Annotated in this window: 20 protein-coding genes; 19 read left to right on the top strand and 1 reads right to left on the bottom strand. The window is 34.5% G+C overall.

Annotated features, from left to right (window positions below):
* The first annotated feature begins 5 nt into the window (after positions 1-5).
* The 19 genes from rplR (at position 6) to ACP7BT_RS06850 (ending at position 12,274) form a co-directional block, all read left to right on the top strand.
* Positions 6-368, top strand: a complete 363-nt coding sequence (gene rplR, locus ACP7BT_RS06940; protein ID WP_002482628.1) for a 50S ribosomal protein L18 — start codon at positions 6-8, stop codon at positions 366-368.
* Between the two features lie 20 nt (positions 369-388).
* Positions 389-886 (top strand): 30S ribosomal protein S5, encoded by a 498-nt coding sequence (gene rpsE, locus ACP7BT_RS06935; RefSeq protein ID WP_011302602.1) that lies wholly within the window; start codon positions 389-391, stop codon positions 884-886.
* A 16-nt stretch (positions 887-902) separates the two neighbouring features.
* The gene (gene rpmD, locus ACP7BT_RS06930) at positions 903-1,082 is read left to right on the top strand and encodes a 50S ribosomal protein L30 (protein WP_002482630.1); all 180 of its coding nucleotides are present in this window, start codon (positions 903-905) and stop codon (positions 1,080-1,082) included.
* Between the two features lie 18 nt (positions 1,083-1,100).
* Positions 1,101-1,541 carry a 50S ribosomal protein L15 gene (rplO, locus tag ACP7BT_RS06925; protein WP_002482631.1) on the top strand — a complete coding sequence of 147 codons (441 nt, stop codon included), beginning with the start codon at positions 1,101-1,103 and terminating at the stop codon, positions 1,539-1,541.
* Entirely contained in the window at positions 1,541-2,833 is a 1,293-nt protein-coding gene (gene secY / locus ACP7BT_RS06920; protein ID WP_037537939.1) for a preprotein translocase subunit SecY, read from the top strand. The genes rplO and secY overlap by 1 nt, the downstream gene beginning before the upstream one ends.
* A 17-nt stretch (positions 2,834-2,850) precedes the next feature.
* Positions 2,851-3,501 (top strand): adenylate kinase, encoded by a 651-nt coding sequence (locus ACP7BT_RS06915; protein ID WP_011302604.1) that lies wholly within the window; start codon positions 2,851-2,853, stop codon positions 3,499-3,501.
* Between the two features lie 171 nt (positions 3,502-3,672).
* Positions 3,673-3,891: a translation initiation factor IF-1 gene (infA, locus tag ACP7BT_RS06910; RefSeq protein WP_001118443.1), complete on the top strand. Its 219-nt coding sequence runs from the start codon at positions 3,673-3,675 to the stop codon at positions 3,889-3,891.
* 31 nt (positions 3,892-3,922) lie between these two features.
* Entirely contained in the window at positions 3,923-4,036 is a 114-nt protein-coding gene (gene rpmJ / locus ACP7BT_RS06905) for a 50S ribosomal protein L36 (protein ID WP_002482634.1), read from the top strand.
* A 21-nt stretch (positions 4,037-4,057) separates the two neighbouring features.
* A complete protein-coding gene (rpsM, locus tag ACP7BT_RS06900) occupies positions 4,058-4,423 on the top strand; it encodes a 30S ribosomal protein S13 (protein WP_002482635.1) in 366 nt (121 codons plus the stop codon).
* 23 nt (positions 4,424-4,446) lie between these two features.
* A complete protein-coding gene (gene rpsK, locus ACP7BT_RS06895) occupies positions 4,447-4,836 on the top strand; it encodes a 30S ribosomal protein S11 (RefSeq protein WP_002482636.1) in 390 nt (129 codons plus the stop codon).
* Positions 4,837-4,911: 75 nt separating this feature from the next.
* On the top strand, positions 4,912-5,856 hold the full coding sequence (locus tag ACP7BT_RS06890; RefSeq protein ID WP_002482637.1) for a DNA-directed RNA polymerase subunit alpha: 945 nt from the start codon (positions 4,912-4,914) through the stop codon (positions 5,854-5,856).
* A gap of 18 nt (positions 5,857-5,874) precedes the next feature.
* Positions 5,875-6,243 carry a 50S ribosomal protein L17 gene (gene rplQ, locus ACP7BT_RS06885; RefSeq protein WP_002482638.1) on the top strand — a complete coding sequence of 123 codons (369 nt, stop codon included), beginning with the start codon at positions 5,875-5,877 and terminating at the stop codon, positions 6,241-6,243.
* 620 nt (positions 6,244-6,863) lie between these two features.
* Entirely contained in the window at positions 6,864-7,673 is an 810-nt protein-coding gene (locus tag ACP7BT_RS06880; RefSeq protein WP_002482639.1) for an energy-coupling factor transporter ATPase, read from the top strand.
* Positions 7,670-8,533, top strand: a complete 864-nt coding sequence (locus tag ACP7BT_RS06875; protein ID WP_002482640.1) for an energy-coupling factor transporter ATPase — start codon at positions 7,670-7,672, stop codon at positions 8,531-8,533. The genes ACP7BT_RS06880 and ACP7BT_RS06875 overlap by 4 nt, the downstream gene beginning before the upstream one ends.
* Positions 8,523-9,329, top strand: a complete 807-nt coding sequence (locus tag ACP7BT_RS06870; RefSeq protein ID WP_002482641.1) for an energy-coupling factor transporter transmembrane component T family protein — start codon at positions 8,523-8,525, stop codon at positions 9,327-9,329. Before ACP7BT_RS06875 ends, ACP7BT_RS06870 begins: the two co-directional genes overlap by 11 nt.
* Positions 9,330-9,335: 6 nt before the next feature.
* On the top strand, positions 9,336-10,139 hold the full coding sequence (truA, locus tag ACP7BT_RS06865; protein WP_011302610.1) for a tRNA pseudouridine(38-40) synthase TruA: 804 nt from the start codon (positions 9,336-9,338) through the stop codon (positions 10,137-10,139).
* 204 nt (positions 10,140-10,343) lie between these two features.
* On the top strand, positions 10,344-10,781 hold the full coding sequence (rplM, locus tag ACP7BT_RS06860; RefSeq protein ID WP_002482643.1) for a 50S ribosomal protein L13: 438 nt from the start codon (positions 10,344-10,346) through the stop codon (positions 10,779-10,781).
* A 19-nt stretch (positions 10,782-10,800) separates the two neighbouring features.
* Entirely contained in the window at positions 10,801-11,193 is a 393-nt protein-coding gene (rpsI, locus tag ACP7BT_RS06855) for a 30S ribosomal protein S9 (RefSeq protein WP_002482644.1), read from the top strand.
* Positions 11,194-11,410: 217 nt separating this feature from the next.
* Positions 11,411-12,274 carry an alpha/beta hydrolase gene (locus tag ACP7BT_RS06850; RefSeq protein ID WP_037537961.1) on the top strand — a complete coding sequence of 288 codons (864 nt, stop codon included), beginning with the start codon at positions 11,411-11,413 and terminating at the stop codon, positions 12,272-12,274.
* A 50-nt stretch (positions 12,275-12,324) separates the two neighbouring features.
* Here ACP7BT_RS06850 and ACP7BT_RS06845 read toward each other — a convergent pair whose 3' ends face one another.
* Complete coding sequence (locus ACP7BT_RS06845) at positions 12,325-13,317, bottom strand: LLM class flavin-dependent oxidoreductase (protein WP_037537963.1); 993 nt, start codon at positions 13,315-13,317, stop codon at positions 12,325-12,327.
* Positions 13,318-13,320: the final 3 nt, after the last annotated feature.

Here is a 13,320-nt window from a genome sequence, read left to right as displayed (position 1 = left end):
TTAAGATGATCAGCAAAATTGATAAAAACAAAGTGCGTCTTAAAAGACATGCGCGTGTACGTAATAAATTAGCTGGCACAGCAGAAAAACCACGTTTGAACATCTATCGTTCAAATAAACACATCTATGCACAAGTCATTGATGATGTAAATGGTAAAACATTAGCACAAGCTTCAACTCAAGAAAAAGATTTAGCAAATGAATCTGGATCAAAAGTTGAATTATCAGCTAAAGTTGGCGAAACTGTAGCTAAAAGAGCTAGCGAAAAAGGCGTAAAAACAATTGTATTTGACCGTGGAGGATATTTATACCATGGCCGTGTTAAAGCCTTAGCAGATGCAGCTCGTGAAAATGGTTTAGAATTTTAATTTAAAGGAGGGACATTTACATGGCTCGTAGAGAAGAAGCGAAAGAATTTGAAGAACGCGTTGTTACAATTAACCGTGTTGCGAAAGTTGTAAAAGGTGGTCGTCGTTTCCGTTTCACTGCATTAGTAGTAGTTGGAGATAAGAACGGTCGCGTTGGTTTCGGTACTGGTAAAGCACAAGAGGTACCTGAAGCAATCAAAAAAGCAGTTGAAGCAGCTAAAAAAGATTTAGTTGTAGTTCCACGTGTTGAAGGTACAACACCTCACACAATTACTGGACGTTTCAGTTCAGGCAGTGTATTTATGAAACCAGCTGCACCAGGTACTGGTGTAATCGCAGGTGGCCCTGTTCGTGCGGTATTAGAATTAGCGGGTATCACTGATATCTTAAGTAAATCTTTAGGTTCAAATACACCAATTAACATGGTTCGTGCTACAATCAATGGATTAAAAAACCTTAAAAATGCTGAAGATGTTGCGAAATTACGCGGCAAATCAGTAGAAGAATTATACAATTAAGGAGGGAAAATAAGTTATGGCTAAATTACAAATTACCCTCACTCGTAGTGTTATAGGTCGTCCAGAAACACAACGTAAAACTGTTGAAGCTTTAGGTTTGAAAAAAACAAACTCTTCAGTAGTTGTTGAAGATAACCCTGCTATTCGTGGGCAAATCAACAAAGTAAGTCACTTAGTGACAGTAGAAGAAAAATAATTTTAAGGAGGTGCCGATATGAAATTACATGAGTTAAAACCAGCAGAAGGTTCTCGTAAAGTTCGTAACCGCGTTGGACGTGGTGCAGCTACTGGTAACGGTAAAACTAGTGGTCGTGGACAAAAAGGACAAAAAGCGCGTTCAGGTGGTAGTGTAAGACCAGGCTTCGAAGGTGGACAATTACCATTATTCCGTCGCTTACCAAAACGAGGTTTTACTAACATCAACCGTAAAGAATATGCTATTGTTAACTTAGACCAACTTAATAAATTTGAAGATGGTACTGAAGTAACTCCTGCTTTATTAGTAGAATCTGGTGTAGTTAAGAGTGAAAAATCTGGTATTAAAATACTAGGTACTGGTTCTCTTGATAAAAAACTAACAGTTAAAGCTAGCAAATTCTCTGCATCTGCAGCAGAAGCTATTGATGCAAAAGGCGGAGCACACGAGGTGATCTAATGTTTGAAACGCTTGTGAGCTTCTTTAAAACAAAAGAAGTTCGTAACAAGATCTTTTTTACTCTCGCAATGTTAGTTATTTTTAAAATAGGTACTTATATTCCAGCACCTGGTGTTAACCCAGCTGCTTTTGACAGTCAACAAGGTTCTCAAGGTGTCACTGACTTGTTAAATACATTTGGTGGCGGAGCCTTGAAGAACTTTTCTATCTTTGCCATGGGTATAATGCCTTATATTACTGCGTCAATCGTAATGCAGTTATTACAAATGGATATTGTTCCGAAGTTTTCAGAGTGGGCAAAACAAGGTGATGCAGGTAGAAAGAAACTTAATAACGTAACGCGTTATTTTGCTATTGTACTTGCTTTTATCCAATCTATTGGGATGGCTTTCCAATTTAATAATTATTTAAAAGGTCAATTGATCATGGATCAATCGATTCTTAGTTATTTATTAATCGCTGTTGTTTTAACAGCTGGAACAGCATTCTTAATATGGTTAGGTGAACAAATCACTCAATTCGGTGTTGGTAATGGTATTTCCATTATCATCTTCGCTGGTATTTTGTCTTCATTACCTTCATCACTAATCCAGTTTTATCAACAGGCCTTTGTTGGCCAAGATGATACTTCTATGGCTTGGTTGAAAGTAATTGGCTTAATTATTGGAATGATATTATTAACGGTTGGTGCAATATATGTACTACAAGCTATTCGTAAAATTCCAATTCAATATGCGAAGAAACAATCAGCACAACGATTAGGTTCACAAGCAACATATTTACCTTTGAAAGTTAACTCTGCAGGTGTTATCCCAGTTATCTTTGCAATGGCATTCTTCTTGTTACCAAGAACATTGACATTGTTTTTCCCTGACGCAAGTTGGGCGCAAAAGGTATCAGACGTGGCAAATCCATCGAATAACATTGGTATGATTGTATACGTTGTACTCATCATAGCATTTGCTTACTTCTATGCATTTGTACAAGTTAATCCTGAAAAGATGGCAGATAACCTGAAGAAACAAGGAAGTTATGTTCCAGGTATTAGACCTGGCGAACAAACCAAAAAATATATTACTAGAGTTCTCTATCGTTTAACTTTTGTCGGATCAATATTCTTAGCTGTAATAGCGATTCTGCCAATTATTGCAACGAAAGTAATGAGCTTACCACAGTCTATTCAGGTTGGTGGTACGAGCTTACTAATTGTAATTGGTGTAGCGATTGAAACAATGAAAAGTCTAGAAGCTCAAGTGAGCCAAAAAGATTATAGAGGCTTTGGTGGTAGATAAATTGTAGGAGGGCATTTATGAATATCATTTTAATGGGTTTACCTGGTGCAGGTAAAGGAACTCAAGCGAGTGAAATTGTTAAGAAATTCCCAATTCCACACATATCTACTGGTGACATGTTCAGAAAAGCGATTAAAGATGAAACGGATTTAGGTAAAGAAGCTAAATCGTACATGGATCGTGGAGAATTAGTCCCTGATGAAGTTACTGTGGGTATCGTTAAAGATAGAATATCTGAAGACGATGCGAAAAAAGGATTCTTACTTGACGGCTTTCCTCGTACTATTGAACAAGCTGAAGCATTAAGTAATATCATGAAAGAATTAGATAGAGAAATTGATGCTGTTATCAATATAGAGGTACCTGAAGAAGAATTAATGAACCGCCTCACTGGTCGTAGAATCTGTGAGAAATGCGGAACAACTTATCATCTTGTATTCAATCCTCCAAAAGTTGATGGTATTTGTGATCTTGACGGTGGTAAATTATATCAACGTGAAGATGACAACCCAGAAACAGTTGCTAATCGTTTAAACGTCAATGTAAAACAATCTAAACCTATCTTAGAATTCTATGATAATAAAAATGTTTTGAAAAACATTGATGGTTCTAGAGATATTAAAGTCGTTACAAACGACGTCATTGATATCTTAGAAGATTTAAAATAAGATCAACTTTGTACGGTCTATGTAATGTCAAAGGTATAATTAAATAAGAGTGACAATGCGATTACGTAATTCATTATATTTGTTAAACTGATTAACAACACTTATAGACACGTATGGTTAGAGTTGATTTTTGACGATAACCGACTATTTCATAAAGGGGGAAGTTAATTAATGGCTAAACAAGATGTAATTGAATTAGAAGGTACTGTATTAGATACTTTACCAAATGCAATGTTTAAAGTAGAATTAGAAAATGGTCATGAAATTTTAGCTCACGTAAGTGGTAAAATTAGAATGAATTATATTCGTATTCTACCTGGCGACAAAGTAACAGTAGAAATGTCTCCGTATGATTTAACACGCGGAAGAATTACGTATCGTTATAAATAATCGTCACTCCATAATATAGGGAGGTTTAAAAATGAAAGTAAGACCATCAGTAAAACCAATTTGCGAAAAATGTAAAGTCATTAAACGTAAAGGTAAAGTAATGGTAATTTGTAGCAACCCAAAACATAAACAAAGACAAGGTTAATAAAGAGAGGTGTAAATAATTATGGCACGTATTGCAGGAGTAGATATTCCACGTGAAAAACGTATTGTTATTTCATTAACTTATGTGTACGGTATCGGTACTACTACAGCTAACAAAATTGCTGAAGAAGCTAACGTATCACCAGAAACACGCGTTAAAGATTTAACTGATGATGAATTAGGTCGTATCCGTGAAGTTGTTGACAACTATAAAGTAGAAGGTGACTTACGTCGTGAGCAAAACTTAAACATTAAACGTTTAATGGAAATCTCATCATACCGTGGTATCCGTCACCGTCGTGGATTACCAGTTCGCGGACAAAAAACAAAAAACAATGCTCGTACTCGTAAAGGCCCAGTTAAAACTGTAGCTAACAAGAAAAAATAATAGGTAAAGGAGGCAAAATTTAAATGGCACGTAAACAAGTATCTCGTAAACGTAGAGTGAAAAAGAATATTGAAAATGGTGTGGCACACATCCGTTCAACATTTAATAATACAATCGTAACTATTACTGATGAATTTGGTAATGCGTTATCATGGTCATCAGCAGGTGCATTAGGATTTAAAGGTTCAAAAAAATCAACTCCATTTGCAGCTCAAATGGCATCAGAAACTGCTTCAAAAACAGCTATGGAACATGGTTTAAAATCTGTTGAAGTTACTGTAAAAGGTCCAGGTCCTGGTCGTGAATCAGCTATCCGTGCGTTACAATCAGCTGGATTAGAAGTAACTGCAATCCGTGACGTTACTCCAGTACCACATAATGGTTGTCGTCCGCCGAAACGTCGTCGCGTATAATTTTATTGTTATTGTCGCAGGTCACTGAGAAATACAGTAAAAATCAATCGACGTAAACAAGGAGGATATTTGTAAATGATTGAAATCGAAAAACCTAGAATTGAAACAATTGAAATTAGTGAAGATGCTAAATTCGGTAAGTTCGTTGTTGAACCACTAGAACGTGGCTACGGTACTACACTAGGAAACTCCTTACGTCGTATCCTACTATCTTCATTACCAGGTGCAGCCGTTAAGTACATTGAGATCGAAGGCGTATTACACGAATTCTCAGCAATAGACAATGTCGTTGAAGATGTATCTACAATTATTATGAACATCAAAAAACTAGCATTGAAAATCTATTCTGAAGAAGATAAAACTTTAGAAATTGATGTTAAAGATGAAGGCGATGTAACTGCAAGTGACATTACTCATGATAGTGATGTTGAAATTTTAAATCCTGAGATTAAAATTGCAACAGTTTCAAAAGGTGGACATTTAAAAATCCGTCTAGTTGCTAACAAGGGTAGAGGTTACGCATTAGCAGAACAAAACAAAACTAGTGATTTACCAATTGGTGTAATTCCAGTCGACTCACTTTATTCTCCAGTTGAACGTGTTAACTACACTGTAGAAAACACACGTGTGGGTCAAAGTAGTGATTTTGATAAATTGACATTGGATGTTTGGACAAATGGTTCAATCACACCACAAGAGTCAGTTTCATTAGCTGCAAAAATCTTAACTGAACACTTGAATATCTTCGTTGGATTAACTGATCAAGCACAAAATGCTGAAATCATGATTGAAAAAGAAGAGGATCAAAAAGAAAAAGTACTTGAAATGTCTATTGAAGAATTAGACTTATCAGTACGTTCATACAATTGCTTAAAACGTGCAGGTATCAACTCTGTTCAAGAATTAGCTGATAAATCTGAAGCAGATATGATGAAAGTACGTAATTTAGGTCGTAAATCTTTAGAAGAAGTTAAGTATAAACTTGAAGACCTAGGTTTAGGTTTAAGAAAAGAAGATTAATATAAAGGAGGTTAACTCATGGGTTACAGAAAATTAGGTCGTACTTCTGATCAACGTAAAGCGATGTTACGTGACTTAGCTACTTCACTTATCGTTAGTGAACGTGTTGAAACTACAGAAGCGCGTGCAAAAGAATTACGTAGTGTTGTTGAAAAATTAATCACTTTAGGTAAAAAAGGCGATTTAGCTTCACGTCGTCAAGCAGCTAAAACTTTACGTAATGTTGAAATCTTAAACGAAGATGAAACAGTACAAACTGCATTACAAAAATTATTCGGTGAAGTTGCTGAACGTTATACAGAACGTCAAGGCGGTTACACTCGTATTCTTAAAGTAGGTCCTCGTCGCGGCGATGGTGCTGAATCAGTAATTATTGAATTAGTTTAATTTAAATACATGTACTACTATATATAAAGCAAATGAGTGCAACGATAATGTTTGCCACATACAAATATTGTCTAGCTCAGAGTACCCCATCAAAACTAAATAAAACTTTAAAGCGTGAACTCAAAAATGATGATGGGGTGCGCGCTTTTTTATATTATAAGACCCCCTTAATTCCAAAGGAATTTAGGGGGTCTTATGCAATTGCGGAGCAATAGTAATCGACTGAACCATAATTCCAAAGGAATTTAGGAGGTCTTATGCAATTGCGGAGCAATAGTAATCGACTGAACCTTAATTCCAAAGGAATTTAGGGGGTCTTATGCAATTGCGGAGCAATAGTAATCGACTGAACCATAATTCCAAAGGAATTTAGGGGGTCTTATGCAATTGCGGAGCAATAGTAATCGACTGAACCATAATTCCAAAGGAATTTAGGGGGTCTTATGCAATTGCGGAGCAATAGTAAACATTAATTATTGGAACATAAACACGTTTTTAAATTAGAATACGGATTGATTTTGTCACAATGATTAACTATCTAAACTTTCTTTAGATTACCTTTTCATGTAAAATAGATAAAGTATATAAAAAACGTTATGATTATTTGGGAGGCTAGAGATATGGATACGCATGACAATATTATTACATTTAACCATGTTAGATTTAAATATAATAGTGATGAGCCACTTGCGTTAAATGATGTATCTTTTGGCATTCCAAAAGGGAAATGGACTTCAATTGTTGGTCATAATGGTTCTGGTAAATCTACGATAGCAAAATTAATGGTCGGTATTGAAAAACCTATTGATGGGCATATTTATTTTCGTAATCAATGTATTAACCAACAAAATTTGAGTGATTTGAGACAGCATATAGGCATTGTCTTTCAAAATCCAGAAAATCAGTTTGTGGGTTCTACAGTAGCGTTCGATGTCGCTTTTGGACTTGAAAATAATAGCGTCTCATATGACGATATGCAACGTATAGTGCCCAAAGCGTTGGAAGACGTTGAAATGTTAGATAGAGCAGATTATGAGCCACAGTCACTCTCTGGTGGTCAAAAACAACGGGTTGCAATTGCTGGTGTTCTTGCATTAAATACAGATGTAATTATATTGGATGAGGCAACGTCTATGTTAGATCCAGCAGGAAGAAAAGAACTTATTAGTTTAATTCATCGCTTGAAAGAAGAAAAAGAGGTTACAATCATTTCTATTACACATGACTTAACTGAAGCTGCAGAAGCAGATCATTTAGTTGTCTTAAATGATGGTGAAGTATATCAAACAGGTAAGCCGCAACATGTATTTAATGATGGAGACGGTCTGACGGAAATTGGATTAGATTTACCTTTTTCTATTCGCATGGCACGTACTTTGTTGGGGAGCACGGATTTTATAACTTATGAAGGGCTGGTAAAAAAAATATGACAGTCAAATTTAATCAAGTAAGTTATGTATATCAAAAGGGCACCCCATTTGAACATGTAGCTTTAAGGGATATTGAAACTACATTTCAACAAGGGAAATATTACGCAGTCATAGGTCAAACTGGTTCTGGTAAATCGACATTAATCCAGCATTTTAATGGTTTACTTAAACCTTCTACCGGTAAATTGCAAATCGATGATATAACCATTACCCATAAAACTAAGGATAAAGTATTGAAACAAATTCGTAAGCGTATCGGTGTTGTGTTCCAATTTCCTGAATCACAACTCTTTGAAGATTCAGTAGAAAGAGAAATATTGTTTGGTCCAAAAAACTTTAATATGCCTATAGATGAAGTAAAAGCACGTGCATATAAGCTATTAATCGATTTTGGTTTTAGTAGAGATATATTGCAGCAATCACCTTTTCAGATGTCTGGTGGTCAGATGCGAAAAATTGCTATAACATCTATATTGGCTATGGATCCAGATATCGTTATATTAGATGAACCTACGGCTGGACTTGATCCAAAAAGTAGAGATCAAATAATGAAAATGATTAAAAAACTGCAAGTAGAACAAAATAAAACAATCATACTTGTGACACACGAAATGAATGATGTTGCAAAATATGTGGATGAAATAAAAATAATGAAACAAGGTCAACTCGTCGAAGCATGCTCACCTAGAAAGTTGTTTAGTGATACGAATTATGTTAATCAATTGCATTTAGATGTTCCAGATGTTGTAAAATTGCAAAGAGATATTGAGGATAAATATCAATATTATTTCAATAAAATAGCATTAACAGAAGATGAATTTATTGATATGTATAAGGAGTGGCAAGAAGATGAAAGATAAGTTTATAATTGGACGCTATCTTCCTTTAAATACAATTATCCATCATTTGGATCCTAGAGTTAAATTAATATTTGTATTTTTATTTATTGTGTTAATATTTTTTGCACACTCATTTGGAACATATTTATGGTTATTTATTTTGATAATTAGCATTATGAAATTAGCACATATAAAATTTTGGTTCTTAATTAAGGGATTAACACCAATATGGATATTTTTAATATTTACCTTTCTTATGCATTTATTTCTAACTAAAGGTGGTTCACGCATATTTGAAATAGGATTTATTTCTATAGATATACAGGGTATTCTAGAAGGTATCTATATTGTACTTAGACTGATGTTTATTATCATGATATCAACGATTATGACCTTAAGTACAAGTCCGATAGATTTGACTGATGCGTTTGAACGATTATTATCACCGCTTAAAATTGTTAAAATACCAGTACATCAATTGAGTATGATGATGTCCATTGCACTTAGATTTATACCAACATTAATGAATGAATTAGATAAAATTATTTTAGCGCAAAAATCACGTGGTTCAGAAATAAGTTCAGGTGGACTTATTAACAGAATCAAAGCATTTATACCCTTACTTATCCCATTATTTATTTCAGCTTTCCAAAGAGCAGAAGATTTAGCTATAGCCATGGAAGTAAGAGGGTACGATACTCAAAAAATACGTACCAGCTATCGCAGATTAGAGTGGCAGTTTAAGGATACAATTACATTAATTTTGATTATACCCATTGCCATTATATTATTTGGTTTAAAATATTTAGGAGTGTAATAACAGATGCGAGTCTTAGTTAATATTTCATACCAAGGGAGCCAGTTTCTTGGTTTCCAAATTCAGCAACACGGAAGAACCATTCAACAGCAATTTGAAAAGATATTAAAACGCATGCATAAGCATGAGGTAAGAATACATCCAAGTAGTAGAACCGACAGAGGCGTACATGCGATTGAACAGTATTTTCATTTTGATACAGAATTAAATATTCCAGAACAGCAATGGCAATATGCAATGAACCGTGCGCTACCAGATGATATTTATGTCAATGATGTTTCTTTTGTTAATGATGATTTTCATTGTAGATATGATTGCGTTGGAAAATCTTACCGTTATAAGATTTATCAATCAGCCCATAAAGATCCATTTCTTTGTGGATTAAAAACTTATGTGCCTGAACAGTTAGATATTGAAAAGATGAATATGGCAGCGCAACATTTTATAGGAACACATGATTTCACAGGCTTTTGTTCTCAGAAGACTGAGGTTGAAAGTAAGATAAGAACATTATATGAAAGTCGCATAGAAAAGACAGAAAGTGGCTTTGACTATATTGTCACAGGCTCTGGATTCCTATATAATATGGTACGTGTGTTAATTGCATTTTTAATAGAAGTGGGTAAAGGCAAGAGAGAACCACAAGAGGTCCCACAGTTATTAGAAGCAAGAGATCGTAATCAAGTTCCCTTTACCGCGCCGGCTGAAGGATTGTACTTAGAGAAGATTTATTTAACACCCAATGAATTAATTCAAGACTTTGGTAATAATATAAAAATACATCAAAAAAAATCATCACAAAATCTTTAAATTAGATTGACAAAACGACAGAAAAATTATACGATTACTAACGGTATTGTTTTATATCACCCACGATAAGCCCCGGAATCTTATTGTGTAACACGATATAGAAGCACGTAGAAACAAACAATTAATAAAATAAATGAAATCTAAGTTTTAAAAAGTATAAACTATTAAACGAGAAACATTTATTCATTCTAGGAGGACAATTATATGCGTCAAACATTTATGGCTAATGAATCAAACATTGAGCGCAAATGGTATGTTATTGATGCTGAAGGTAAAACATTTGGTCGTTTATCATCAGAAGTAGCAGCTATTTTACGCGGTAAAAATAAAGTAACTTATACACCACACGTTGATACAGGTGATTACGTAATCGTCATCAACGCTTCAAAAATCCATTTCACTGGTAATAAAGAGCGCGATAAAATGTACTATCGTCACTCTAACCACCCAGGCGGAATTAAATCAATTTCAGCTGGTGAGTTAAAAGCGAATAACCCAGAACGTTTACTTGAAAATTCAATTAAAGGAATGTTACCAAGCACTCGTTTAGGTGAAAAACAAGGTAAAAAATTATTTGTATATGGTGGCGCTGAACATCCACACGCTGCACAACAACCAGAAAACTACGAGTTACGTGGTTAATTAAAAGGAGGAAATTACATTGGCACAAGTTGAATATAGAGGCACAGGCCGTCGTAAAAACTCAGTAGCACGTGTACGTTTAGTACCAGGCGAAGGTAATATTACTGTAAACGGTCGCGATGTACGTAGCTATTTACCATTCGAATCATTAATTTTAGACATTAACCAAGCATTCGATGTAACAGAAACTAAAGGTAACTATGATGTATTAGTTAACGTTCAAGGTGGAGGATTTACTGGACAAGCTCAAGCAATCCGTCACGGAATTTCTCGTGCATTATTAGAAGCTGATCCTGAATACAGAGGTTCTTTAAAACGCGCTGGATTACTTACTCGTGACCCACGTATGAAAGAACGTAAAAAACCAGGTCTTAAAAAAGCTCGTCGTTCACCACAATTCTCAAAACGTTAATATTACCGAAACTGTTGCGAATCTATTGTTCGCTTACAGATTTGCTACACGAGTTGCAACAGCAATTTGTGTTCAAATTAATCATCGTTTTAAAGCTCCAGCATAAGCTGGAGCTTTTTTTATTTATTATAGATATCACAATGACTACTAAATGATGCTTATTTGAGTCATTTAATCTATAATAGTAGTACACAATTTTTTAATTTGGAGTACGAATATGAAAAAGAGAACAGCGATATATACAACTATCGTAATGATGATTATTTTATTTGTCATCATTACAATTTCAATTTTTAAATTTAACGACAATAGAAAAATTAGTCATAACGATCGTAGTCATATACCCACGTTTTATTTACATGGTTATGCAGGTACAGGAAACTCAATGAAGTTATTAGTGAACGCTGCTTACCAATTAGATAATGAAAAAGATGTTGTTAGTGCAAGGGTATCTCGAAATGGAATGGTGACATTTGAAGGGGATTTAAATTTTAATGCGAAAAATCCAATCATTGACATTATTTTAGAAGATAATACAAATAAAGATTTAAACAAAAATGCACAGTGGATTCGAAATGTCATCATTGCGACCATGACACAGTATCATTTTAATAAATTTAATTTTGTAGCACACTCCATGGGTAATCAATCTTTCAGTTATTATATGTTGAATTATGGCGATGATCTGCATTTACCAAAACTAAATAAACAAGTTAGTTTAGCAGGAAATTTTAACGGCGAAGTAGACATCAATGGTTTAGATTTAAATATAACATTGAACAATCAAGGAAAACCTAATTTAATGTTAAAAGATTATAAAGATATATTACCAATGAAGCATGAATATCCTAAAGATGCTCATGTGTTAAATATTTATGGTGATATTGGCGATGGCACACATTCAGATGGACGTGTAACAAATGTATCTTCAAAATCGTTGGAATATTTACTAGGAGATCACATAGCAAGTTATGAAACCTTTAAAGTGACGGGTCCTCAAGCAGAACATAGTGAATTACATGATAATCAAACTGTCATAGATAAAATCAACACATTTTTATGGGGAAATGAAAAGCATTAACAAAATAAGCCAGTGTCTACCCAATCATCATGTTGGTAGCACTGGCTTATTTAAGCATTAGCTTGAGATAATAAATTTAATAATGATTTACGATTTTCTTCACCAAATACGTGTGGTTGAAGCATGATTTCGTCAATATCAAAATCTGTCATCATTAATTTTAATTTTGAGATGACTTCATCTGGAGAACCTACGATAACTCTATTTTGATGTTGTTCTATTTTTTCTAATTCGCGGGACGAATATTTTCGTTGTGCTGCATAAGAGGTCGACGGATAAAATTTAGGTTGATCCAAGTAGTTAATTCGCAATAACCATAGATGAAAAGCATGTGCTAATGACTCACGCTGACTTGCGTCGGTAGCTGTTATGACGAAAGAAGACATAATTACATATGACTGTTTTGCTGGGTGATATTGTTTGAACAACCAACGATAATGATTAATCACTGATTGTATTTGATTTTTATTTTGCCCCATGTTCGCAATGACAAAAGAGAGCCCTTGTTTAGCCGCAAGTGTAGCGCTTGTTTTACTTGTACCTAAGATGAACATATCCGGTTTGGTTTCTATTATCGGTGTGGCACGTAAATCCTTATAACGGTGGTTACTATCTGTGTCATCATTAAAATAATGTATTAAATCTTTAATTTGCGTTAAGTAGTCAGGTTGCTCTGATTTAAATTCATTTAGTGCTTGATTGACATTATTATAACTTGGAGAATGACCAGTACCTATGTTTACACGGTTTGGATGGCGTGCTTCCATAACTTTAAATATTTCAGCGACTTTATAGGCACTATAGTGAGGTAACATGATACCGCCACTGCCAATTTTAATCGATGTCGTATTTTCTAATAAAGACATCATTAGCATTTCAGGTGCGCTAGAAGCCACAGACAATACTTGGTGATGTTCTGCAATCCAATAACGTTGATAACCTAATTGTTCGGATAATTGTGCTAAAGCTACAGCGTGATTGATTGCGTCTGTTGCACTACGTCCTTCAAATATTGGAACATAATCTAATATACTTAGTTTCACAAT

This window comes from Staphylococcus sp. Y174-1 (assembly GCF_049897865.1).
Lineage (GTDB): Bacteria > Bacillota > Bacilli > Staphylococcales > Staphylococcaceae > Staphylococcus > Staphylococcus saprophyticus.
This window is presented reverse-complemented; position numbering and strand designations above follow the sequence as displayed.